Origin of the sequence: Luteibacter sp. SG786 (assembly GCF_011759605.1) — a bacterium.
Lineage (GTDB): Bacteria > Pseudomonadota > Gammaproteobacteria > Xanthomonadales > Rhodanobacteraceae > Luteibacter.
This window is the reverse complement of the sequence record NZ_JAAOYX010000001.1, coordinates 1085685-1108522: the sequence shown is the minus strand read 5'-3', so window position 1 is coordinate 1108522 and position 22838 is coordinate 1085685. Positions and strand designations below refer to the sequence as shown.

The following is a 22838-nucleotide window of genomic DNA, read 5'->3' as shown; positions in this document are numbered from 1 at the left end:
TCCACCCGCACGCCCTCGACTCCAGACATCGCGGCGAGGGCGACGGCTGCCGGCATCGGACGGTGCCGTGGTGTGTTGTGTAGTGCGTAGCGCGGCGTCGTTTGGTCGGTTTGTGGCGACCTTCCACGCTTGAGTCGCTGGGTGCCTGCCTTCGCAGGCACGACGATGTGGCGGCAAGAAAACCCGGCACCGATGCCCACGACATACGAGTACCCGGTGCTTTGTGTGGGAGCCGGCTATGCCGGCGATCCCGCGGCAGCGGGCAAGCTTGTCGCGAGCACCCATCGCCGCTGAAGCGGCTCCCAAAGCGAAGCGGTTCCCACAAGAGCGCGATGCGACGGTCTCGCAGCGCCCCACCTACCGTCGTGCCTGCGAAAGCAGGCACCCAGCGCCTAGGCCGACAAGATGCGAGAGCAGCCATCGGCTCCTGCTCCGGCTCTCCCACCAACACCCCGCACCGTCCGCTGCCAGTACCCGTTCCCCTCGCCGCGATGTCTGGAGTCGAGGGCGTCCGGGTGGAAGAGGCCCGTCAGGGGGCGGGCCAGGATGGCCCGCCGTTTCCGCCGAGGCAGGAGGCCGAGTCGGAAACCCCCGCCCGGACGCCCGGGTCCGCCGCGGCGAAGCCATAAGACACGAGCCGCGAAGCGGCTCTCCTTTCGCAAGGAACGACGTAAGTCTTCGCGGCGAGGGGAGCGGGTACTGGCTTCCCGACCACGTACGAGCGCCGAGCGCGAAGCCGAACAGGCGAGCCCACCCTACGAAGCGAACTCAACAGGCATTCCGCGAGACGAAGTCACACCAACCGCTCAGGCCAAGGCCGTGACCAGAGCGCGTACAGTCTCGACATCCGTGCGTGTTTCACCAGCACCCATACCGAGGGCATCGCCAGGAACGCGACGCATGGCCGACGGTAGGCGTCGCTTCGCGGAGGCATGGAACTCCCTGGCGCGCGTCGCTTCGCGCAACGCGACGACGTTGCCGGGCTCGATGCCCGCGCCCGGCATCACCACGATGCGACCGCCAGCCTGCGACACGAGTCGCGCGATGGTCGAGGCGCCTGCCACCGCGCTGGGCATGCCGCCGGAAGTGAGCACCCTCTCGAAGCCGAGTTCGATCAATGTCTCCAGCGCCTCGTGCCGGTCCGGCACGAGATCGAACGCACGGTGGAAGGTGACGCCCATGCCTTCCGCCGCACGCAGGAACAGCCCGCAGGCCTCGCGGTCCACCTCGCCTTCCGCGGTGAGCGCGCCGACGACAACGCCTTCGCAACCCAGGTCGCGGCAATGGGCGATGTCGTCAAGCATCGCCTCGATCTCGGCGTTCTCGTAGAGGAAATCGCCCGCGCGAGGCCGGATCAAGACATACAACGGAATCGAAAGGCCTTCGCGGGCCAGCGCGATGGTGCCGTGCGAAGGTGTGACCCCGCCCTCTTCCAGGCAGGCGCACAGTTCGACGCGGCCCGCACCGCCTTCCTGTGCCGCGAAGGCGGAGGCCACCGAATTGGCCGCGATTTCGAGCAGCGCCACGATCAGTAGGTGCTCTTGCCGGGGATCAGCGCGTCCTGCTTCTGCGCATCGCAAACCGCGTACGAGAAGCCTTTCTGGATTGCCCAGGCGCCGACGTTGCCCTTCTTGTCCATCGCGAGGAAGCCCACCTGGAGATACTTCGCGTTCGGCTTGCGCCTCAGGATACGTTCGACGGCCTCGCGGCAGGCCGCCTCGGGCGAGCGCCCCTGGCGCATCAGCTCTACCACCAGGAAACTGCCGACGTTGCGAATGACTTCCTCGCCGACGCCCGTCGACGTGGCACCGCCGACGTCGTTGTCCACGTAGAGTCCCGCGCCGATGATGGGGCTGTCGCCCACGCGACCGTGCAGCTTCCACGCCATGCCGCTGGTGGTGCAGGCGCCGGAGAGATTGCCCTTCGCATCGATGGCAAGCATGCCGATGGTGTCGTGGTTGCTGGCATCGCCCGGCGTACCGCCCGGGCCTGCGTTGTAGCTCTTCACTTCGCTGTTGGCCACCGGCTTGTACTTCGCCGTCTTCAGCCATTCGTGCCACGCCTGTTCCGACTCCGGGGTGAGTAGTTCCTCGCGGGGGAAACCCTGTTCCATCGCGAACTGGAGCGCACCGTCGCCAACGAGCAGTACGTGTGGCGTGCGCTCCATGACCCGCCGCGCCACGGAAATGGGGTGGGCGATATGCTCGATCGCGGCCACGGCGCCACAATTTCCGTTCTCGTCCATGATGCTGGCGTCCAGCGTCACCTTGCCGTCGCGATCCGGGTAACCCGCGCGGCCCACGCTGTGGTTCTTCAGGTCCGCTTCCGGCACGCGCACGCCCTGTTCCACGGCATCCAACGCACGGCCGCCACCCGAAAGCACCTTCCACGCCGCCTGGTTGGCGGCCACGCCGAAATCCCAGGTGGAGCACACGCGGGGGACGGCACCCGATGCGCCGGAAGGCGCCTTGGCGGGACTCTTCGCAAGACCGGTCGCGGTCATCGCCACACCCGAGGCGATCGTCGCGCCCTGTAGGAATCGTCTGCGATCCATGGCCTCCCCTTCTATTCGACGACGCGCGTGTCGCGCCGCCTCCGATGGTCGCATGGCGGCTGCCTGCGTCGCCACCCACACGTCGCGCTGCTTGCGGGCCGCGGTTTCGACGCGCAGAAATTCACGCGCCGCCAGCATGCGTGCCGAGGCGGAGTGCGACAACGCCGCGCCCACGACTGTCATCATGGTCAGGATCGCGAGCACCACGATGAGGATGGCGCCACGCTCAGTGCGCACGTTCATGAAGGCCGGTTGTGCGGGAGTAAGGCCTGCTCTTACGAGTCCATACAATGACCTCGATCGCTTTGGCTCTGTCGCCGTCGCCTTCCCCGTAGTCGCGTCGAATCGCCCAGCCGTTGCGTCTGCGCAGGTCCGCCACGAATTGCACGGAAGCAACGCTATCGAGGAACCGGTCGCAAACCCAAGGGTTCCTGAGGCGCTTCTCTTTCCGCTCGCAGCGCCACAGGCCGTCGTCGGCAAACCATTGCACATTGCCCGCGACGATCGAGGAACCGACGCGACGTGGTGCACCGATCGCGCAGGCGTCGGAGTCGAGACAGCCGCGCCACTGCGAAGCCGCACGCAGATCGCGCGAGATGGCGGCCAGCGCCAGCCAGGCGTCGGCGTCGATGCGTACGTCGGCATGCGCACGCGCCGCCACGAGCCCAGCTCGCCAAAGTACCGCCAGGGCGATCGCGCCCACGATGCCTGCGACGGCAGTTCCGATCAGTAATTCGGTCAGGGTGAAGCCCCTCGCGTTCACGGCCGGAACGACCAGTCGAGAACGGGACGACCCAACCATGCGATGGAGATCGAGCACTCGCTCGCGGGCCCGCAGGCTACGCGTGAGGACGCACCTGCGCCGAGATGTCGGTCGATGGCCTTGTGGAACAGCCAGAGGTCGGCGGCAGCGATCTCGCGCCGGTCACAGCCGACGGCGCAGGACAGGTCGCGCGCGTCGCCTTCGTAGTACCCGGCGAGCACGCCTTCCCGGTTCGCACGCATTCGCGCCTCCACACTCAAGGCGATCGTGGTGGCGGCGACCAGCCGCGATGCGCGCGCATGCGTGGCCACGGACTGCCCGATCCACACGGCGTGGCAAGCCGAGCCGATGGCGAACACCGCGAGCGCGGCGAGTGATTCGATGAGGGAAGAGCCACGGTCGTATCGCATCCGTGCAGCCTCGTTCGCGCGCTGTTGCTTCGCCATGGGAAGCCGGCGATACGAAACGTACGTAGGCGCAACCAGCGGCGGTGGTTGCCGCCCGCCCTCAGAGCACGGCGGGGTGCAGGGCGTTGAAGCGGCCCGCCAGATCCTGCGCGCGGAAGCTCTCCACGATGTGGTCGATGAATACGCGGGTTTTCTGCGGCAGCAAGGTTTGCGCGGGGTAATACAGCGACAGGTTGCCGCCTTCGACCCACCAGTCGGGCAGTACACGTTTCACCCGGCCGCGTTCGATCCACGGCAAGGCCGATTGCACCGCCACGAGCGCGATGCCCATGCCCAGGGCCGCCGCGTGACACGCGGCGTCGGGGTCGTCGAAGAGGACCCTCCTGTCCAGCTCGATGGCCGCTTCCGCGCCGTAGCGATTGGACAACACCCAGTCCCTGACGCGCCCCGTCTGCGGCGAGCGGATGAGGATGCCGCTTCGGCCCGCAAGATCGGCTGGTGTGGCGATGGCCGGACCGCCGTCGAGGAACCCCTGCGACGCGACGAGAATACGGTGTGCGGGCGCCAATGCGCGGGCCACCACGCCGGGCCGAAGATCGAAGCCTCCGCCGATCGCGACATCGAAGCCATCGGCGATGAGGTCGACCGGCCGATTGTCGAAACGCCAGTCCGCCCGGATGGACGGGAACGACGTGAGAAACGTTTCCAGCATCGGAACGATGTATTCGCGACCGAAGGCATTGGGCAGCGCCGCGCGCAACTCGCCGGCCGGGCCCGTCGTGCGGGCGCGTGCGTTCGCCATCGCGTGGTTGAGCTGGTCGAGGCTGCCCTGCACGTCCTGGCGGAATGCCTCGCCGGCCTCGGTGAGCGACAGACGCCGCGTCGTACGCTGGAACAGCCGGACACCCAGTTCCGTCTCCAGCCGTGCGATGTTCTTGCCGACGGCGGCGGGTGTCAGCCCGAGCACGCGAGCTGCCGCGGCGAAGCTGCCCGCCTCCGCGCTGCGAACGAAACAGGCGATGCCGTTCAAGGTGTCCACGGCGGGATTCTAAACCTTCTGGATGGAATGAAACTACCGTTCCGTGACTACCGGTTGTGCCTCCGCACGCCTAGATTGATGGCGCACGAGACATCCCACTTACCGGAGATCGACCATGAACAACCTCAACAGCATCCAGGGCAAGAGCGCCCTCGTCCTCGGCGGATCGCGCGGTATCGGGGCGGCGGTGGCGCGCCGCCTGGCGGCCGGCGGTGCATCCGTCGCGCTTACCTATGTCCAGGGCGCCGCGGCGGCCCAAGCCGTCGTCGACGACATCGAGAAGGCCGGCGGGCGCGCCATCGCCATCCAGGCGGACAGCGCCGACGAGAAGGCCATCGAGGCGGCGGTGACGCGGACACGGGAGGCATTCGGGGCGCTGGACATCCTCGTGAACAACGCAGGCGTGCTCGCCATCGCGCCGATCGAGGAATTCACGACGGAGGACCTCGACCGCACGCTCGCCGTCAATGTGCGCGCTGCCGTGATCGCCAGTCGCGCGGCGGCGAGGGTCATGGGCCAGGGCGGCCGCATCATCCACATCGGCAGCACCAACGCCGAGCGCATGCCCTTCGCCGGCGGTGCGGTCTACGCCATGAGCAAGTCGGCATTACAGGGGCTGACCCAGGGCCTGGCCCGGGACCTGGGCCCGAAAGGCATTACCGTGAACGTGGTGCAACCCGGCCCTGTCGACACCGACATGAACCCGGCGAGCGGCCCGATGGCGCAAGGCCTCATCCCGATGCTCGCCGCAGGGCGGTATGGACGCCCCGACGAAATCGCCAGTTTCGTCGCTTACCTCGCGGGGCCGGAAGCGGGCTACATCACCGGCGCGAGCCTCATGATCGACGGAGGGTTCGCGGCCTGAGCCGGCTCGCGGAAACGGAGCGGAGGGCCTCGCCCCTCCCTCTGCACGGTTTGCCCGAACAAGGACAGCAATCCTGCCGCGCCACGCCCCGCATGCGGTGAAGAATGCTTCCTCCAGTCACGCAGGGGGAAATCATATGAGGCCGTTCCTCATCGCCTTGGCCGTGGCGCTGGCATCCAGCGCCGCATCGGCCGAAACCGCCACATGGCAACCTGCGGAAGGTCGCGCCCAGGTACCGCTCTGGCCGGGCAAGCCGCCCAACGCGAATACGGTACCCGGCCCCGAGTCGGTCAAGACGGGCACCGACCTCATCGGCGGCAAACCGGTGACGTGGGTCACCAACGTTTCGCAGCCGACGATCACCATCTATTCGCCGACCTCGGGCAACACGGGCGCGGCCGTCGTCGTCATTCCCGGAGGCGGCTTCGAAGGCCTGGCGATGGATCTGGAAGGCACGGAAGTCTGCGATTGGCTCACGCCGCGAGGGGTGACCTGCGTGCTCTTGAAGTACCGGGTGCCCAGCGCTCCCTACGACTGGCGATGTGACTGCAGGCCGCACAACCTCGCGCTGTCCCTGCCATCGCTCGCCGACACCCAGCGCGCGTTACGGCTGGTACGCGCTCGCGCCGCCGAATGGCATATCGATCCGCACAAGGTCGGTGTCCTCGGTTTCTCTGCTGGCGGGTTCATCGTCGCCGAGGCGAGCACGAACTATCGGAAGCGCATCTATACCCCGGTGGATGCAACGGACAAGGAAAGCGCACGCCCCGACTTCGCGCTGGCGATCTATCCCGGCCACCTCACCACCGACTACCGCACGCTGAATCCGAATATCCCCGTGACGAAAGACACGCCGCCGACCTTCGTGCTGCAAGCCCAAGACGACCACGTCGACGGCGCGAACCAGGCGCTGGTGTATTTCACGGCCATGACGAAGGTGCAGGCACCGGCGGAGTTACACCTCTATGCGCATGGCGGCCATGCGTTCGGGCTGAGGCCCACGGCCGAACCCATCACGCACTGGCCCGACCTTGCCGAGAAGTGGCTGGCGACGATCGGGATGATTCCTCAAGGATCTCGCTGAAGCGCATCCGTGCGACGGATGCCATCCCATGGCCCGGACGCCGGAAAGGCGTCCGGGCCATTCCTTCTTACGCGGCGGCCTGGTGGTCGGTGAGCTGGCGCACCGAGGTTTCGCCGCCCTCACCCGCGTCGATGCGGATCTGGCGCGGTTTCATGGCTTCAGGCACCTCGCGCTTCATGTCGATGGACAGGAGGCCATCGGCCAGCCGGGCACCGGTGACGCGCACGTGCTCGGCCAGTTCGAAGCGGCGCTGGAACGGCCGCGTGGCGATACCGCGGTGCAGGTACTCGCCTTCCGGCTCACCCTTGCGCTCGCCGCTCACCAACAGCAGGTTGCCTTGCGTGGTGATGGTGAGGTCGCTTTCGCGGAAACCGGCGACCGCCATGGTGACCCGATAACGATCCTCGTCCAGCTTGATGGAGTCGAACGGCGGGTAGTTGTCGGACGCCTGGTTACGCGCGGCGCTCTCGAGCAGGTCGAACACGCGGTCGAAGCCGATGCTGGAACGATGCAGCGGGGAATAATCGAGAAGAGTTCGCATGGCCATATCCTCCTTAGAAGCAATACGGAATGGGTTCTCCTTGCCGCCCCGATAGCGAGCGGTGGGCCGGCCCCGAGGCGGCCGGCGAGCAGTAATTTATGCAGCGGCGGGAGGATTTCAAGACCCCGGATTCATGGATCGTTTAGACGTCCAAACGATCGCCACGGAGGCGACCCCAACGCGTGCGCCAGTGCCCGTATTCCGGTCGCGACAGCGGCCCGTGCCCTTAAACCCCGGAGCCGTTTGCGGCATCGAACCGGTTTTCGGGGGAACTCATGCGCACCTTCATCGCCTCGCTTCTCCTGCTCGTTTCCGGCAACGCCGCCGCCACATGTGGCGCCTGCCAGGCCATCGCCGACAAGGCCGCCGCCAATGGGTTCGAAGGGGTGGTGTTGGTCTCAGACGGCCACGGCCCCGTCTTCCGGGCTGCGTACGGCAAGGCCCGGGTCGATCCCGACGTCCCCCTGGACACGGCCACCGCCTTCCCTACCGGCTCCCTCTCCAAGTGGGTGACCGCCATCGTCGTCATGCGGCTGGTGGAACAGGGTCTCCTTTCGCTCGACCAGCCCGTGTCGCACTACCTGCCCGACTACCCGAAGGCATCGGGAGACAAAGTCACCCTGCTGCACCTCCTCACGCATTCGAGCGGTATCCCCAACGACATCGACAAGGCCATCAAGGGCGATCCGGCCACACGCAACCTCACGCTGGACACGACCACCGCGATCCGCCGCTTCGCGTCCAGCCCCCTCGCTTTCGAACCGGGCACCCAGTGGGACTATTCACACTCGAACTGGATCGTCCTGGAAGGTGTGATCAAACGTGCCACCGGCCGCTCCTACGACGACCTCGTACGGAGCTTCCTCATCGAGCCGCTGGCGTTGCGCCACAGCGGTGTCTTTTCAGGCATGCCGGGCGATATCCCGGCGATGGCCACAGGCTTCAAGGGCACACCGTCCACGACGTCACGGTTCGATAAGAAGCTCCCGCCGTTCATGACCCTCGCAGGCGGCTACTACACCAGCGCCGACGACATGCTGTCGCTGCTCGACGCCCTGTTTTCCGGCCGAATACTGAAACCGGAAAGCGTGCGCACGCTCATGACGGTGGTGCGGCCGCAGCAGAGCTATGCCCTCGGCGGCCGCACCAAGGTCCTCGAGGTGGCGGGAAAGCCGCGCACCGTCGCGTGGGAGTACGGGTCGGACGGCGCGTACCGTGTGCTGGCCTGGCGCGTCATCGACGACGGCCATACCGTCGTCGTGATGAACCATACAAGCTACGACCATATGAAGATCGGCAATCTCGCCACCGCGCTGCTCGGAGCCAGCTACGAGGGGAGCCGCTAGTCCAGCGAACCGGCGAGCGTCACCGCTTGCGACGAAGTTCCGCGCGGACGTCGTCCACCATGGGCCCCACGCGCTTCACCGCGTCACGCAGGGCGTCCTCCGAAATGCCGAACTCCTTCGTCCAGTAGCGCACCTCGTAGTCCTCGTTGACGTTGATGCGGCTGCGGTCGGCCTGTCCTCGATTGCTCTTGTCGTCAGCCATGTCTGAACCTCCGGCGGGGCCTCTGAGCGTGCCCTGCGCATGGGTGAACGCCGCGTGGAATTCCCGGCAAGGTTCCGCCTATCTCTCCCGCGAGTGCGATCTCTTGGGGGGCAGTCAAATGCCGGGGCTTTCCCGGTCGTTTTCCGCTTCGATCTGCTGGAGGTCGAGGTCGCGTTCGATGTAGTGCAGCAGTTCATCGTGGATGCGTCCCGCGCGGTGCAGGCGCAGCAGTTCCGCACGGCCGGCGGCGATGGCCGCGAGCACCACGTCGTAATGCGCCTCGCGCCCGCCCGTGAATGCTTCCGGCGTCTTGCTGTAACGCTCCGCGACGGATACCCGGTACGTGTACTGCTCGAGCAGCCGCGGATGGATCAGCGTGCCCTGATCGTCGTATGCGCACGCCTTCACCGCTTCCAGCTGGGCGCTGTCGATGAGCAGCGACGCCTGCCCTTCGTTGAGATAGGCCGAGTCGGCATGCCGCTCCGCCTCCAAGCCCAGCCAGCGGATGATCGCGCCCACGGTGCTGCCCTGGATGACGACGGTCACCAGGATCACCGCGAACGCGGCGGCCAGGGTCAGGTCGCGTCCCGGCATCGCCTCGGGAAGCGACAGCGCGATCGCCAGCGTCACCACGCCACGCATGCCAGCCCAGCTCAGCAGAAACGAAGCCTTCGGCGACGGCGGCAATGGCTTGCGCCCCACCATGCGAGCCAGCGGCACGCGGAGATAGTCCGTGGCGTAGACCCAGACGAAGCGGGAGAGGATCACGGTGCCCAGTACCACGAGAATGGGCACACCCAGCGTGTGCAGCGCCTGCCCCACACCGCCCAGCCTCTCGATCACGCCACGTAGCGAGAAGCCGATGAGGATGAACACCAGTGCTTCCAGCAGGAAGATAAGCACCTGCCAGAATGCCGTGCTGCGCATGCGCACGTTGGCGGTGAACACGTCGTGCTGGTACCACCCGAAGATGATGCCGCACGTCACCACCGCGATGACGCCCGACACGTGCACCGATTCGCCGCCGATGTAGGCGGCCCAAGGGGAGAGGCAGGAAGCGGTGATGGCAAGGAACACGTGGTCGATGCGACGCAGCGTCAGCACCACCAGGCCACCGACAACGAGCCCCACGGCGATGCCGCCGAGGCTGAGACCCACAAAGCTGAGCAAGGCATCCTGCATGCTGAAGGCACCGGTCAGCGCGGCGGCCACGGCGAACCGGAAGAGCACGAGGCCGGTCGCGTCGTTGAGCAGGCTTTCGCCCTCCAGCAGCACCGTCAGTCGGCGCGGGAGCCGCACCTTGTCGAGCACGGCCTTGGCCGCGACCGCGTCGGGCGGCGACACCACCGCGCCGAGCGCGAAGCAGGCGGCCCAGGGCAGCGAGGGCAGCACCCAATGCACGGCGACACCTACCGCGAAGGTGGTGAACACTACGGCCCCCACCGCGAGCCAGAGAATGCCGCCGAGATATCGGCGGAACTCCGCCCACACCGTATAGAAGGCGCCGTCCATCAGGAGCGGCGGCAGGAAGACGGTGAGCACCAGTTCGGGATCGAAGCTGACCTCGGGCACGCCGGGCAGGAAGGCGATGGCGATGCCGCCGGCGAGCAGCGCTGCCGCGGAAGGCAAACGGAGGCGTCGGGCGATCAGCTCGAGTGCAAGGATCGCCACGAGCAATACGAGGATGAACTTGAAAGTCTCGGTCGAAGCCATGCATCCCCCAGAGCGGTATGCCGCATCTTAGCCGCGTTGATACCGACATCTATTGCACGGAAGCACGGCTACCGTGCCGGAAGTCATGCATTTACCGGACGTGGACATTTTGCCAGACTCGATGAACCGTCCCTGAAAACAGGCACTATCGATGTTCAAGCGCCCTGCCCTCCACCACGTCAGGACCGCGCTGTCGGTCGGCGCCGCCTCTTTCTGCCTGGCCGTGGTCGCCACGCCCGTCGCGGCACAGCAGACCGCTCTCACCCGTGAGCAGCTGGCGACGATCGCCAAGCGGCAGGACATCGAAAAGCAACTCGAAAACCTCGCCGTGATCGACCGCAAGGTGATGGTGAAGATGCGTGACGGCAAGCGCATGGCGGCCGACATCTACCGGCCGAAGAACGCCGGCGGCAAGGTGCCCGCCATTTTCGTGCGCACGCCTTACAACTTCAATTTCTGGGACGTGAAGCTCGGCGCGCCGCGCGACATGACGCACGAACTCGATGCGGTGAAGCGGGGCTACGCGTTCGTCGAGATGAACGAGCGCGGCCACTATTTCTCCGAAGGAAATTACGAGATCCTCGGCGCCCCGCTCTCCGACGGCGTGGACGCCGTGCGCTGGATCACGTCGCAGCCGTGGTCCAGCGGAAAGGTCGGTACCACCGGTTGCTCATCGACCGCCGAATGGCAGATGGCGGTCGTGGCTCAGGACGAACCCGGCCTGGCCACATTCAACGTGCAGGGATTCGGTGCCGGCGTGGGCCGCGTGGGCCCCTACTACGAGCAAGGCAACTGGTATCGCGGCGGCGCGGTGCAGATGCTTTTCATCGACTGGCTCTACAAGGAGCAGAACCAGCTGCGACCGATGTTTCCGTCCAACCTCTCGCAGGCCGAACTCATCCAGGCGTCGAAGATGTTCGACCTGGACTCCCAGCCACCGCAGCCCGACTGGGACAAGGCGTTCTGGACCCTTCCAGAGAAAGACATCATGAAGGCCGTCGGCGGCCCCAAGGGCATCTTCGCCGACGCCATGGACGTGCCCACGGGCGGCAACATGATCGCACGCACGCCGAACAGCGCCGCCTGGTACAAGGGCGGCCTGTGGCACGACAACATGAAGATCAACCGCCCGGGCCTGTGGTTCATGAGCTGGTTCGACGTATCGGTGTCGCCCAACCTCGCAGCCTATAACCACGTGCGGGCCACCGCTCCCAAGAAGATCGCCGACCAGCAGTACGCGGTGATCGCACCGGTGCTCCATTGCGCGTACACCCGCGCCACGGAACACACCATGATCGGCGACCTCGACGTGGGCGACGCCCGGTTCGATTACGACGCGCTGGTGTACGGCTGGTTCGACAAGTTCCTGAAGGGCGTGGACAGCCCCATCGTGGATAAGCAGCCCAAGGTGATGTACTACGTGATGGGCGAGAACAAGTGGCACGACTCGCCCACGTGGCCGCCCGCCGGCGCCGTCACGCGGGACCTCTACTTCACCAGCGGCGGCAAGGCCAACACCCTCTATGGCGACGGCAAGCTCGTCGATGCCGCTGGCGGCACCGATCAACCGGACCGCTTCGTCTACGATCCGGCCAACCCGGTCACTACCCTGGGCGGTGGCGGCTGCTGCCAGGGCACGGCGGTGAAGTTCGGCTCGTTCGACCAGAACACGCAGCTCGCTCGCAACGACATCCTGGTGTACGACTCGGAGCCCTTCAAGGAAGGCACGGAGGTAAGCGGTCCGATCACGGTCACGCTCTACGTGTCGTCCGATGCGAAGGACACCGACTTCACGTTCAAGGTGATGGACGTGCACCCGGACGGCACCGCCTGGAACCTCACCGAGAATATCCAGCGCATGCGCTATCGCGAGGGCTACGACAAGCCGCCGGTGTGGATGAAGGACGGCGAGGTGTACAAGGTCACCTTCCAGCCGATCGACACCAGCAACTTCTTCTTTCCGGGGCACAAGCTGCGCGTGGCCATATCAAGCAGCAACTTTCCGCGCTTCGACCGCAACCTCAACACGGGCGGCAACAACTACGACGAAGCGAAGGGAGTGATCGCGCACAACGCGGTGCATCACGATGCCGGACATCCATCGAAGATCACCTTCACGGTGGTGCCGCGCTGAGCGCATTTGTGGGAGCTGGCTCCCACAAGGTCTAAGCAGAACGGCAGTCGCTGGAGAGTGCCTTGGTTTCGGTGGGAAGCACGCACAGCGCGAACCCGGGCGGCAAGCCATCCACCAGGCGCTCTTCCGACACCGCGAGGGCGAAAGAGCGTATCGGTTGCCCGCCGTCGAACACCGTGTAGTGGCACTGCCCTCCCGCGCTCGCCTCACATGCGAAGCGGGCACGCCCCATGCGCACTTCGACAACGCTGTCGAGTGTCGTCACGCCGTTCTCTTTCGTCGTGGTGGCGAGTGTCCGGTTCTGGCTGTCGGTGCAGCCGGCGAGGTTCATGAAGCAATAGATGATGGCCAGGAAGATGCGCATGTCGTGTCCTCCCTCACATGGCCCGGAAGAGGGTCATGAATGGCTGGCTCACGGCCAGGGTCTCTGGGCGGCCGCGCAGGCGCAGGCAGCCCTTGCCAGTGTCGTCACGCTCCACCGAGGCCACCTGCCGCAGGTTCACGATGGTCGAGCGGTGGATCTGGCGAAACGACTTCGGATCGAGTTGACGCAGCAGTTCCCGGATGGGTCGTGTGAGCAGCGCATCGCCCTCCGCCGTCGCCACCAGGGTGTATTTGTTGTCCGCGCGGAAATAGATCACGTCTTCTACGAGGATCAGCCGTGTCGCTCTTCCCGTGCTTGCCGTGATCCACGTCAGCGGTTCATCCGCCGAGCCTTCCAGCCGCTCGCCAAGGTCCCGCGCGACCTGCGCGGTGCGATGCACGTGGCGTGCCGCGTCGGCAAGACGGCCGCGCAGCCGCACCACCGTTTGGGCCAGCCGGTCCGGCGTCACCGGCTTGAGCAGGTAGTCGACGGCACCACGCTCAAATGCGTCGATCGCGTACTGGTCGTACGCGGTGATGAAAACCACCAGCGTGTGCGGGCTCGCGTCGGCCGCCGCGGCAGCCACTTCCAGGCCGGTCAAGCCCGGCATGCGAATGTCGAGGAAAGCCACGTCCGGGCGGTGCGTGGCGATGGCGTCGAGCGCCGCGCCGCCGTCTTCGGCGACTTCCACGACCTCCAGTTCCGGCCAGGCGCTGGAAAGCTCGCGTTGCAAGGCCGCGGCGAGAAGCTTCTCGTCTTCGGCCACGATGCAGCAAGGCGTGTTACGCATGATCGGCCGCTCCCGTCGCCGGCAACGTGATCGTCGCTGCGACGCCATGGGGGAAGTTGTTGCCGATGGAGAACGTGGCCGTGCTGCCGTACATGAGGCGCAGCCGCTCGCGCAGGTTCTTCAGACCGATACCGGTGCCCGCACCGTCGCTGCGGAAACCCAGGCCGTCGTCGGCCACCGTGAGGGAAAGGCCGGAGCCATCCACGCCGGCGCGGATCCAGATGCCGCCGCCACCCGGCTTCGGTTCGAGGCCGTGCTTGATCGCATTTTCGACCAGCGTCTGCAGCATCATCGACGGCATCGGCACCTTCAGCGTGTTCTCGGGCACGTCGGTGTGCACGGCAAGCCTCTCGCCCATGCGCAGCTTCATGATCTCGAGCCACGCGGTGGAGCGCTCCAGTTCCTCGCCCAGCGTGGAGAGAGAGCCATCGGTTCGCGGCAGCGAACGCCGCAGGTAATCGATGAGGTGCCCGAGCATGCGATCCGCGCGGGCCGGATCCGTGCGCACCAGCTCCTGCGCGCTGGCCAGCGTGTTGTAGAGGAAATGGGGTTCCACCTGCGCTTGCAGCAGGCCCAGTTGCGCCGCTGTGAGTTCCTTTTCCATCTTCGTCTGGCGCGCGTCGGCGCGCTCGCGGTTGCGCCGTTCGGAAAGGCGCTGGGTCATGGCCCGCACCAGCGTTTCCGCAAGTTCCAGCGAGGTGCCGCCGTCGGGGTTGAACCAGTCGGTCCATGCGCCGCTGTCGGGTTCGCATACGAACATGACACTGCTCGATCCATCGCCGGGCGTGATCGTCGCGGAGACGTTCGTCGCCCGGTCGATCGCAGCCTGCCATTGGGCCCGGGCACGCCGGCGATTCTGCTCGGCGGCCGGGGCACGGATCACGGCACGCAGCTGCAACCCGCCGCGCGCACCGCTCACCTGCTGCACATTGGGCAGCTCGCGGATGACCTCTTCGGCAATGGCAAAGGCCTCGTCGGCGGGGTACGCCACCTCGACACGGCGCCGCTGACGATTGGAGACGGTTTCCGCGTCGATGCGGCCGGCGATGACCCGCACCCGGTAGAGGTGCGTAACGCCCCGCGCGAGTGCGACGAGTACGCCCACGAACCACGCCAGGGTGAATATCCATGGCAGGTCGCCGCGGTTCCAACCGAGCGCCGACCACACCACCATCAGCACGCAGAGCGCAGCTACCCATGCGACCACGATGCGTGCGAGGAACTTCAGGCTTGCCATCTTGCCTACTCCACCCTGGAAACGCCGTGGAGCATACGACGCGTGTCCGCGCGGCAGGTGGCGATTCCGACGAAACGCCTTATGCGGCGACGAAACATGCCAACTTGCGGCGGGGACCGCGCCGCTTGCGCGCCGCAGCATGACCTGGGGTGCCCGATGGGTCATTCTCGGGAAACGGCTTTCGCGGTGGGGACCGCAGGCCACGACAAAGGGGTCAATGCATGGCGTTGTTGCTCGTCGTTTTCGCTGTCGTCGTACTTTCCATCTTCCTCGGCATCAACATGCTGCCGAAGCACCATCCCGCCAACTGGCTGCTCGGTATCGTGGGCGGTGCCTGCCTCGTGCTTGCCTGGTACGCGATCTTCCGCCCCATGCTGATCGCCTCGGGCGGCAACGATCCATCGCTCGTCGCTCTCGGCCTCACCGCCGCCGGCATCGTGTCGTGCGTGCTCGGTATCGTGTGCCTGGGCATCTGCGTATGGCGCGACCCGGCCCGCTTCTGGATGCTTTCGATCGTCTTCATCGGGGTGATCGGCGCCACCCAGGTCACCGCCCTCACCTGACGCGATCCGGATTACGCCCCGGGCGCACCGGGGCGATGCAGATCGCGGTCGGCCACGAAATCCGTGGGCACATGCACGCCGCGGCGAGCAATCTTCTCGGTCATGATCGTGTGCCGCATCATCAGGCCGGACACGATATAGGCCGTGGTGCAGGCTGCCAGCAGGGGCAGCAGCGCATGCGGTTGCATCGTCGTTTCGAACACGAATACCGCGGACGTCATGAGCGCGCGCGAAGCGCCGGCGAATAACGCCGCCATACCGATCAACGCGGCCATGTGCGGATCGACATGCAGCGGCGGCCACATGGCGAGCACGATGCCGCAAGCGCCGCCCAGCGCACCGCCGACGGTGAACAACGGTGCGAGCGTACCGCCGGAGGTACCGCTACCCAAGGCAACGGACCATGAGACGAGCTTCGCCAACGCGAGCAGGACCATCGCGGTCAGCCCCAACCGACCGGAAATGACATTCGTGATGTTGTCGTAGCCCACGCCGAGCGTGGCCGGCATGACATATCCCACCGCGCCCACCACGAGGCCACCGAGAGCCGGCCACCACATCCAGTGGATGGGCAGCTTTTCGAAAGCGTCTTCGATGCCGTAAGTGAGCCGCGTGATGAGTACACCCGCCACGCCCATCAGAAGGCCGAGCACGGCATAGACGACAAGGGCCTGCGGCGCCACCGCGGACAACGCAGGCATGGGAAACACCGGCCCGGGGCCTTCGAGGACGAAACGCACCCCGGTCCCGGTGGCCGCAGCCAGCGCCACGGGGAGGAGCGAGCGGGCACGCCGTTCGAAAAGCAGCAACTCGATGCTGAGCAATACGGCCGAGACCGGAGCGCTGAAAATGGCGGCCATGCCCGCCGCAGCGCCCGCGGCCAGCAGCGTCTTGCGCTCATGCTCGCTCACCGGCAGCCGCTGGCCCAGGAAAGAACCGAGGGCGCCGCCGGTCGCGATGATCGGGCCTTCGGCACCAAAGGGGCCGCCGGTGCCGATCGCGATCGCCGAAGAGAGCGGTTTCAGCCAGGTCATACGCACGGGGATGCGACTCTCGTTAGTGAGCACCTGCTCCATGGCCTCCGGAATGCCGTGGCCGCGTATGGCACGCGACCCCCAGCGCGCCATCATGCCCACCGCGATGCCGCCGATGGCCGGCACGACGATGACCCAGGCACCAAGCCGATGGCCCGCTGGCGAGGTCAGCGCCGTGCTCCACGCCTGGTGGAAGGTCAGGTTGGTCACCAGCCCGATCAGCATCGTGAGCAGGCGCGCCACGCATCCGACGACAACGCCCAGCCCGATGGCCAGCAGGCCGATGCGCAGCACGCGCTTGCTGAGCAACGGCAAGCGCGGCTCCATATGTGCGTCGGCAAGCGCCTGATCGAGCGAAGGCGCAAGCGGAATCGCCGCACGGTCGTGCGGTGCGTGCAGAGGATCGATCATGGAGGGGCCGCAGGAAGAAGAATGCGGCGAAAGGCTACCGGGATCTACGTCTGGTAGCTGGCTGGCAGATGAACAGGCCGTCAGTTCACGGAGGACACGTCGCCGGCGTGCCGGTATCCCGAGGCAGCAAGGTGTGCCGTTCCGTCGAGCACATCCACGGTAGCCTGTGCGCCGAAAGGCAACGTCCATTTGTCGGGCCCGTGCCCGAAGGCCAGACCACGCAGTATCGGAAGACCGCATGCGTCGCCGAAGCGCTGCAACGCGTGGTCGGTGTCGTAGCCGTTGTCGTATTCGCTGACGCGCTGGCCCGAGAGCCCGCCGATCAGGATCGCGCGCTGGCGATCGAGCACACCGGCAAGCTTCAGCTCGTAGAGCATGCGCTCGACGCGCCACGCCTGCTCGCCGGTTTCCTCCACGTAGAGGATGCCGCCGTCGAACTCCGGCAGGTAGGGCGTGCCGATGAGACTGCACACCGTGGAAAGATTGCCGCCCCAGATCGTGCCCTGGATGTACATGTCGGGCTGGTCTTCGGCACACAGCCAGCTCACTTCGGTACGCGGCGACGTGGCGGTCTGCCAGAAGTGGCGCCATGTGCTTTCGCGCAGGTAGGTGGCACCGAAATCCTGCAGGAGCATGGGGCCGTGCAGCGAACCGATGCCGCTGCGCGCGTAGAGCGCGCACTGGATGGCCGTGAAATCGCCGTGCCCCACGAACACGCAGGGCTGGTCGCGGAAACGCGTGGCAAGCCCGTCGTAATCGAGCAGGTCGAGCAAGGCGATGGCGCCATAACCCCCGCAGGTGGCCATGACCATGTCCGGCAACGGCACGGTGACGTCGGCCAGCTGGTTGATGTCGGCCGCTCGTTCGGCATCACTGCCCGCGAAGCGCAGGAAGGTGCGCTCGACGACGGCCTCACCCTGCACGCGATGCCCGGCAGCCTGGAGCCGCTCGATGCCCCGATGGCATGCGGCGCGGTCCGCGGCGTAACCGGAAGGTGCGATGAGTCTTATATCGAGTCGTTTCGGCATGTCGGGCAAGGCGTGGCGATCCCTACCAATACCTCTCCCGGCGAGCCAAGGCAACTGTGAATGGGCACCGTCACCAGTCGTAGTACTCGTCGGCCGGCGTCAGGTCCTCCGACGGCGCGTGCCTGGTCAACGTTTCCCGAGGCTGCTCGCCGAATACGCTGCGATATTTCTCGGCGAAACGCGACAGGTCCCACATGCCGCAGCTGAGCGCGACGGATTTGACGGAGCGCCTGCCCGCCTCGGCCGTGACCAGACTGCGATGCGCCGTGCAAAGGCGCAGCATGGCGAGGTAACGGTTGGGCGGAATGCCGAGGAGGTCGTCGAACGCATAGCGAAGGCCACGCTCGCTGGCACCCGCGGCCTGGCAGAGTTCCTGCGAGTAGATATCGCGGCGAAGGTTGGCGCGCATGAAACGCTCGGCTCGCCGCACCACCTGGTAATGGGCGCGCCGGCCGCGCGAAGCCACCGGGCGCTCCTCGGGAGACGACGCGAGTGCAACGCGGATGTGCTCATCCAGCAGGTCCTCGATCGGGCCCATGCTGTGATCGTCGGCATCGTGCGTGCTCGCGGCGATCTGGCGATAGGCGCGCTTCAGATGCTCGGAGCGCACGGCAAATAGGCGCAGGCGCTGCGCGGCCATGTCCACGTCGGCATGGTCGGATGCCAGGAAGCGCGAGCGGAAACGCGCATACGGCGCCACCACGAGAGTGAAACGGGTGCCGCGCTCGAACATGAAGTCGCTGGGCGTGCCGCGCAACAGCGTTACGGCCATGTCCGACTCCACCCCGATGCCCTGGCACCAGCTGCGTTCGCCGGTCTCGTGCAGGTAAACGAGCATGCACGCGTCCTCGGGAACCGTAAGAGCGCCCCGAACGTCGAAATCGATGTGTGCGGACAGATAGGTTATTCCGTCGTGCATCCGGGTGGCGATCGCCGCGCGCGGTCGCGCAGGGCTCAACGTCAGCAGGTCGACCTCGCACACGCCGAGCACCGCGCCCAGCTTCACGAGATCGTAGTCTTCCATTCCCTGTGTATCGGCAAGGCGGCTCATGCGATTACCTCCCAGTGCTCACTTCCCCCGAACGTCTGCCGCCGTCCGTATTGGACGGCCCCCGGCATGGCGCTCGATGCCTACCCCCTCGCCGGCCTATACGCTCGTTCCGGCGACACTTATAACTAACGGTGTATGGGATCAAATGCCAGTACTTTGTGAATTTGCCGATTTAGCGCATTCGCAATGCGCTCCCGGCACGGCCATTGGCCGACTTCGTGCTTCAGATTCCAGCCGCCAAGGCCGGGCGGCAGGCGATACACTCCTCGCGTTACCTGCCGCGAAGGGAAACCCACGCCAATGCGCCACCTCGCTCTCGCCTGCCTGACCGTCCTTATCCTGGCCGCGTGTCAGTCCCACGACGAAGACAAGACCGCGACCGCGCCAGCCCCGGCGCCGGCCCGTCCCTCTACCGCCCCGCCTCCGCCCCTGCCCGCCGTCGCCAACGAGCACCACGAGTTCACCCCAGACATCACCGCTGCGGATTTCGCCGCGCATCTGAGGACTCTCTCATCGGACGAATACGATGGCCGGAAACCAGGCACCCTTGGCGAGCGGCTGACCACGAATTACATCATTGAGCAGTTCAAGCGCGCGGGACTGGAGCCCGGCAACAAGGGCGAATGGATCCAGACGGTTCCCGCCGTGTCCACCGCCCTGACCGGCCAGGACTCCCTCACCCTCGACATCGCGGAAGGTGCCGGCACGGAGCGTTTCGCGTTCGGCACCGACATGGTCGCCGGCACGCTCCAGGCCAAGGCGGAGGTGGACCTGCAGGATTCCGACGTGGTGTTCGTGGGCTATGGCGTCGACGCGCCCGAATCCCAGTGGAACGACTTCGAAGGCCTCGACGTCAAGGGAAAGACGCTGGTGATGCTCGTCAACGACCCCGGCTGGAACGGCAGTGACGCCAACCTGTTCAAGGGCCGCGAAATGACCTACTACGGCCGCTGGACATACAAGTTCGAAGAAGCCGCGCGCAAAGGCGCCGCGGCTGCCTTCATCGTGCACCAGACCGAGCCGGCCGGCTACGCCTGGAATGTGGTTCGCAGCGGCTGGACCACGCCCCGCCTCGACCTGCCGGAAAGCGAAGATCCCGCGCCGCGCCTGCCGGTGGCCGGATGGCTCACCCACGACGCGGCCGTACGCCTGTTCGCCAAGGCCGGGAAGAATTTCGACGAACTGGCAAAGCAGGCCGACGTGCGCGGCTTCAAGCCCGTCCCCCTCGATGCCAAGGCAACGCTCCACCTGAAGAGCACGATCACGCACTCGCTGAGCAACAACGTGATCGGCATGGTCAAGGGCAGCGAGAAGCCCGACGAAGCCGTGGTGTACACCGCGCACTGGGACCACCTGGGCCACGATCCGGCGCTCAAGGGACACCAGATCTACAACGGCGCCATCGACAACGGCACGGGCATCGCGGCCATGCTGGAGATCGCCGCGAAGTTCGCCCAGGAGAAACCGAAGCGCTCCGTGGTGTTCGCCGCCGTGACGATGGAGGAATCGGGGCTGCTCGGCTCGAAATATTATGTGGCGCACCCGCCCTTCCCGCTCGCAAAGACCGTCGCCGACATCAATATGGATGCCCTGGCGATCGGCGGCGCAACGCACGACATGACGGTGGAAGGCCACGGGCAAAACGATCTGGAAGACATGCTTGCGGATGTGCTCAAGGCCGATGGCCGTGTGGTCAGCGGCGATTCGGCGCCGGAGAAGGGTTACTACTTCCGGTCCGACCACTTCAACTTCGCCAAGGCGGGCGTACCCGCACTTGCCGCGGGTGGGGGCATCGACATGGTCGACGGTGGCAAGGCGGCCGGCATGGCCGCGGAAGAGGAATACGGCAAGAACCGCTACCACCAGCCGACCGATGTCTACGACATGCGCTGGAACTTCGACGGCGTGATGCAGAACGTGAAGGCGTTCTATGGCCTGGGTGAGAAGCTCGCCGACAGCGACGTGTGGCCGGCATGGAAAGACGGCAGCGAGTTCAAGGCGGTGCGCGAGAAGTCGCTGGCCGACGGGGCGAAGAAAAAGAAATAGCGACTGCTTTGTGTGGGAGCCGGCTTTGCCGGCGATCCCGCGGCAGCGGGCAAGCTTGCCGCGAGCACCCATCGCCGCTGAAGCGGCTCCCACACAAAGCCTGCATGCTTGTGCAGAAGCATTCGCTAGTAATTCACCTGCAACTGCACCCGCAGCAGTTGCCCGTCGACACGGCGATACGGCGCCGCGCTCACGTCCGTGCGGCGCATGTTCGCCCACGCCACGGCAAGCTCCACGGCGTTGGACGGTTGCCATTCCACGCCGGCTTCCACCTCGTCGACGTCCATGCGCGGGGCATTGGTGTCGAACTTGGATGCGCCGCGGTAGGTTTGCCATTTCGCGTAGGGCATGAGCGAGCCGTACCCGCCGTCGAACTTGTACATCACCTGTGCATAGCCGCCGCGTAGCGACTTCGTGCGTATCGTGCGACGCCCGATGTCGAGTTCCGGGCCTTTGCCCACGGTCCACTCCGCCTGGAATCCGAAAGGCTGGGGATAATAGACAACGTGCGCCGCGACACGGCGGTCGGTGGAACCTGCCTCGGGCGCATCGACTCGCGGCGTGAAGGTGGCACCGTCGATCGTCGCGGCGGCGGTGGACACCTTGTAGCGGCCGGCATAGGCGTCGGCACCCACTTCCAGGAACTGGCCGTTCGCAAACTTGAACGGATACGAGAAATGGATGACCGAGTGCAGCTGGTCGTTGCGGTCGGGCCGGTTCGCACCCTGTCCGTTGTAGACACCGAAACCCACCACGCCATAGTCGCCCGAGCCCTTCAGGCCGGATTTCTGCAGATAGGCGAAACGCTCCTTCGCCGCCGCCGGCGACCAATAGGCGATGACGCCAAGGTCGCGTTCGTCGCGAACGCCCGAATTGAGCGCATCGGCGCGATCGAGGGCAAGGCGATTCTGGCTCGACTGCAAATCCTCCCATCCATAGGGGATCTTCGACTGCCCCGCACGGATGCGCCAGGTCTTCTCCTTGTCGAGCCACAGGTCGGCATAGGCGTCGCGTAGCTGTGCGAAATGGGTGGTGCTGGAGCCGGAGGGCGTGCTGGCAAGGTCCGGCTGGATGTAGATCGACATCCTGTCGCTCACGTCGCCGCTGATCACCACGCGGGCGCGACGGATACCGAAGCCCTGCTCGCGGCCGATGAAGCGGTCGCCGGGAGACTTCAGGCTCTTCGCATCGCCGCTCAACTCCTGGTTGTAGCGCATCTGCACATAGCCGCGGATGCCGATCTTCTCGTACCAGGCCTTCGCGGACGACGACCGCACCGGTGCCGCGGGAACGGCCGCTCCAGCGGCGGACGCGGTCACGGCTGTGTCGCGCGCGGCGACCGGGGCGGATACCGCCGCGCCCTCGACCGCAGGCACGAACTTGCCGAGGCGCTGCCGGCCGGGACCGGGCTCGGCGAAGATCTGCCGAGTCGCCGTGTCGACAAACAGTTCCACGGCGGCCTGCGGTGCGCCTTCGGCGGCTGCGGTACCGCACATGGTCCAGAAGGCCGCGGCCAACGGGATTTTCTTCATGGGTGCTTCCCTGGATATTTTGAGAAAATACTCAAACGTCGGCGATAACGACGTCATTTTGCCGTCAAGTCACCGATTCGTTCCGAGCGAGAGGAAGCTAGCCCGACCGCGTTGCACTTCCGTGACAGTCGCCC

The 22838-nt window shown here is 66.1% G+C and carries 21 protein-coding genes; 6 read left to right on the top strand and 15 right to left on the bottom strand.

Features of this window, described 5'->3' with window-relative positions:
* Positions 1-806: 806 nt before the first annotated feature.
* The 5 genes from FHS47_RS05030 to FHS47_RS05010 all read right to left on the bottom strand — a co-directional run bounded on the left by FHS47_RS05030 (position 807) and on the right by FHS47_RS05010 (position 4763).
* Entirely contained in the window at positions 807-1532 is a 726-nt protein-coding gene (locus tag FHS47_RS05030; protein WP_167027672.1) for a copper homeostasis protein CutC, read from the bottom strand.
* Positions 1529-2554 carry a N(4)-(beta-N-acetylglucosaminyl)-L-asparaginase gene (locus FHS47_RS05025; protein ID WP_167027669.1) on the bottom strand — a complete coding sequence of 342 codons (1026 nt, stop codon included), beginning with the start codon at positions 2552-2554 and terminating at the stop codon, positions 1529-1531. The genes FHS47_RS05030 and FHS47_RS05025 overlap by 4 nt, the downstream gene beginning before the upstream one ends.
* A 226-nt stretch (positions 2555-2780) precedes the next feature.
* Entirely contained in the window at positions 2781-3317 is a 537-nt protein-coding gene (locus FHS47_RS05020) for a prepilin-type N-terminal cleavage/methylation domain-containing protein (protein WP_167023787.1), read from the bottom strand.
* Positions 3314-3727: a hypothetical protein gene (locus FHS47_RS05015; RefSeq protein WP_167023784.1), complete on the bottom strand. Its 414-nt coding sequence runs from the start codon at positions 3725-3727 to the stop codon at positions 3314-3316. Before FHS47_RS05015 ends, FHS47_RS05020 begins: the two co-directional genes overlap by 4 nt.
* A gap of 97 nt (positions 3728-3824) precedes the next feature.
* A complete protein-coding gene (locus FHS47_RS05010; protein ID WP_167023782.1) occupies positions 3825-4763 on the bottom strand; it encodes a LysR family transcriptional regulator in 939 nt (312 codons plus the stop codon).
* A gap of 115 nt (positions 4764-4878) precedes the next feature.
* Here FHS47_RS05010 and FHS47_RS05005 point away from each other — a divergent pair, with 115 nt between their 5' ends.
* Entirely contained in the window at positions 4879-5628 is a 750-nt protein-coding gene (locus tag FHS47_RS05005) for a 3-oxoacyl-ACP reductase family protein (RefSeq protein ID WP_167023779.1), read from the top strand.
* Positions 5629-5764: 136 nt separating this feature from the next.
* The gene (locus tag FHS47_RS05000) at positions 5765-6712 is read left to right on the top strand and encodes an alpha/beta hydrolase (RefSeq protein WP_167023776.1); all 948 of its coding nucleotides are present in this window, start codon (positions 5765-5767) and stop codon (positions 6710-6712) included.
* A 67-nt stretch (positions 6713-6779) separates the two neighbouring features.
* On the opposite strand, the gene FHS47_RS04995 is transcribed toward FHS47_RS05000, so the two are convergent.
* On the bottom strand, positions 6780-7253 hold the full coding sequence (locus FHS47_RS04995; protein WP_167023773.1) for an Hsp20 family protein: 474 nt from the start codon (positions 7251-7253) through the stop codon (positions 6780-6782).
* Between the two features lie 275 nt (positions 7254-7528).
* On the opposite strand from FHS47_RS04995, the gene FHS47_RS04990 reads away from it, so the two are divergent.
* Complete coding sequence (locus FHS47_RS04990; RefSeq protein WP_167023770.1) at positions 7529-8599, top strand: serine hydrolase domain-containing protein; 1071 nt, start codon at positions 7529-7531, stop codon at positions 8597-8599.
* A 19-nt stretch (positions 8600-8618) separates the two neighbouring features.
* Here the strand turns inward: FHS47_RS04990 and FHS47_RS04985 are convergent, their stop codons facing one another.
* Positions 8619-8801, bottom strand: a complete 183-nt coding sequence (locus FHS47_RS04985) for a DUF3606 domain-containing protein (protein ID WP_167023767.1) — start codon at positions 8799-8801, stop codon at positions 8619-8621.
* 114 nt (positions 8802-8915) lie between these two features.
* Complete coding sequence (locus FHS47_RS04980) at positions 8916-10514, bottom strand: Na+/H+ antiporter (protein ID WP_167023764.1); 1599 nt, start codon at positions 10512-10514, stop codon at positions 8916-8918.
* Between the two features lie 151 nt (positions 10515-10665).
* Between FHS47_RS04980 and FHS47_RS04975 the strand changes: the two genes are divergently transcribed.
* Positions 10666-12648: a CocE/NonD family hydrolase gene (locus FHS47_RS04975; RefSeq protein WP_167023761.1), complete on the top strand. Its 1983-nt coding sequence runs from the start codon at positions 10666-10668 to the stop codon at positions 12646-12648.
* Between the two features lie 31 nt (positions 12649-12679).
* Here the strand turns inward: FHS47_RS04975 and FHS47_RS04970 are convergent, their stop codons facing one another.
* From FHS47_RS04970 to FHS47_RS04960, 3 genes are read right to left on the bottom strand one after another with little or no spacing between them, the layout of a single operon-like run.
* Positions 12680-13012: a hypothetical protein gene (locus tag FHS47_RS04970; RefSeq protein WP_167023759.1), complete on the bottom strand. Its 333-nt coding sequence runs from the start codon at positions 13010-13012 to the stop codon at positions 12680-12682.
* Positions 13013-13025: 13 nt separating this feature from the next.
* Positions 13026-13802, bottom strand: coding sequence for a LytTR family DNA-binding domain-containing protein (locus tag FHS47_RS04965; protein WP_167023756.1), 777 nt, complete (start codon positions 13800-13802; stop codon positions 13026-13028).
* Complete coding sequence (locus FHS47_RS04960; protein ID WP_167023753.1) at positions 13795-15039, bottom strand: histidine kinase; 1245 nt, start codon at positions 15037-15039, stop codon at positions 13795-13797. Before FHS47_RS04960 ends, FHS47_RS04965 begins: the two co-directional genes overlap by 8 nt.
* 221 nt (positions 15040-15260) lie before the next feature.
* Here FHS47_RS04960 and FHS47_RS04955 point away from each other — a divergent pair, with 221 nt between their 5' ends.
* Positions 15261-15602 (top strand): hypothetical protein, encoded by a 342-nt coding sequence (locus FHS47_RS04955; protein ID WP_167023750.1) that lies wholly within the window; start codon positions 15261-15263, stop codon positions 15600-15602.
* Between the two features lie 11 nt (positions 15603-15613).
* Here FHS47_RS04955 and FHS47_RS04950 read toward each other — a convergent pair whose 3' ends face one another.
* From FHS47_RS04950 to FHS47_RS04940, 3 genes are all read right to left on the bottom strand, one after another.
* On the bottom strand, positions 15614-17047 hold the full coding sequence (locus FHS47_RS04950) for a chloride channel protein (RefSeq protein WP_167023747.1): 1434 nt from the start codon (positions 17045-17047) through the stop codon (positions 15614-15616).
* A gap of 80 nt (positions 17048-17127) precedes the next feature.
* A complete protein-coding gene (locus FHS47_RS04945; RefSeq protein WP_167023744.1) occupies positions 17128-18075 on the bottom strand; it encodes an LD-carboxypeptidase in 948 nt (315 codons plus the stop codon).
* Positions 18076-18145: 70 nt separating this feature from the next.
* Positions 18146-19126 (bottom strand): helix-turn-helix domain-containing protein, encoded by a 981-nt coding sequence (locus FHS47_RS04940; protein WP_167023741.1) that lies wholly within the window; start codon positions 19124-19126, stop codon positions 18146-18148.
* Positions 19127-19426: 300 nt separating this feature from the next.
* Here FHS47_RS04940 and FHS47_RS04935 point away from each other — a divergent pair, with 300 nt between their 5' ends.
* Positions 19427-21172, top strand: a complete 1746-nt coding sequence (locus FHS47_RS04935; protein WP_167023738.1) for a M28 family metallopeptidase — start codon at positions 19427-19429, stop codon at positions 21170-21172.
* Between the two features lie 125 nt (positions 21173-21297).
* On the opposite strand, the gene FHS47_RS04930 is transcribed toward FHS47_RS04935, so the two are convergent.
* On the bottom strand, positions 21298-22704 hold the full coding sequence (locus FHS47_RS04930) for a porin (protein ID WP_167023735.1): 1407 nt from the start codon (positions 22702-22704) through the stop codon (positions 21298-21300).
* Between the last annotated feature and the right edge of the window lie 134 nt (positions 22705-22838).

Excerpts from the sequence above, each read along its gene's own strand:
- FHS47_RS05025 (WP_167027669.1), bottom strand. The coding sequence starts at position 2,554 with ATGGATCGCAGACGATTCCTACAGGGCGCGACGATCGCCTCGGGTGTG.
- FHS47_RS05015 (WP_167023784.1), bottom strand. The coding sequence starts at position 3,727 with ATGCGATACGACCGTGGCTCTTCCCTCATCGAATCACTCGCCGCGCTC.
- FHS47_RS05005 (WP_167023779.1), top strand. The coding sequence starts at position 4,879 with ATGAACAACCTCAACAGCATCCAGGGCAAGAGCGCCCTCGTCCTCGGC.
- FHS47_RS05000 (WP_167023776.1), top strand. The coding sequence starts at position 5,765 with ATGAGGCCGTTCCTCATCGCCTTGGCCGTGGCGCTGGCATCCAGCGCC.
- FHS47_RS04995 (WP_167023773.1), bottom strand. The coding sequence starts at position 7,253 with ATGCGAACTCTTCTCGATTATTCCCCGCTGCATCGTTCCAGCATCGGC.
- FHS47_RS04990 (WP_167023770.1), top strand. The coding sequence starts at position 7,529 with ATGCGCACCTTCATCGCCTCGCTTCTCCTGCTCGTTTCCGGCAACGCC.
- FHS47_RS04985 (WP_167023767.1), bottom strand. The coding sequence starts at position 8,801 with ATGGCTGACGACAAGAGCAATCGAGGACAGGCCGACCGCAGCCGCATC.
- FHS47_RS04980 (WP_167023764.1), bottom strand. The coding sequence starts at position 10,514 with ATGGCTTCGACCGAGACTTTCAAGTTCATCCTCGTATTGCTCGTGGCG.
- FHS47_RS04975 (WP_167023761.1), top strand. The coding sequence starts at position 10,666 with ATGTTCAAGCGCCCTGCCCTCCACCACGTCAGGACCGCGCTGTCGGTC.
- FHS47_RS04970 (WP_167023759.1), bottom strand. The coding sequence starts at position 13,012 with ATGCGCATCTTCCTGGCCATCATCTATTGCTTCATGAACCTCGCCGGC.
- FHS47_RS04965 (WP_167023756.1), bottom strand. The coding sequence starts at position 13,802 with ATGCGTAACACGCCTTGCTGCATCGTGGCCGAAGACGAGAAGCTTCTC.
- FHS47_RS04960 (WP_167023753.1), bottom strand. The coding sequence starts at position 15,039 with ATGGCAAGCCTGAAGTTCCTCGCACGCATCGTGGTCGCATGGGTAGCT.
- FHS47_RS04955 (WP_167023750.1), top strand. The coding sequence starts at position 15,261 with ATGGCGTTGTTGCTCGTCGTTTTCGCTGTCGTCGTACTTTCCATCTTC.
- FHS47_RS04950 (WP_167023747.1), bottom strand. The coding sequence starts at position 17,047 with ATGATCGATCCTCTGCACGCACCGCACGACCGTGCGGCGATTCCGCTT.
- FHS47_RS04945 (WP_167023744.1), bottom strand. The coding sequence starts at position 18,075 with ATGCCGAAACGACTCGATATAAGACTCATCGCACCTTCCGGTTACGCC.
- FHS47_RS04940 (WP_167023741.1), bottom strand. The coding sequence starts at position 19,126 with ATGAGCCGCCTTGCCGATACACAGGGAATGGAAGACTACGATCTCGTG.
- FHS47_RS04935 (WP_167023738.1), top strand. The coding sequence starts at position 19,427 with ATGCGCCACCTCGCTCTCGCCTGCCTGACCGTCCTTATCCTGGCCGCG.
- FHS47_RS04930 (WP_167023735.1), bottom strand. The coding sequence starts at position 22,704 with ATGAAGAAAATCCCGTTGGCCGCGGCCTTCTGGACCATGTGCGGTACC.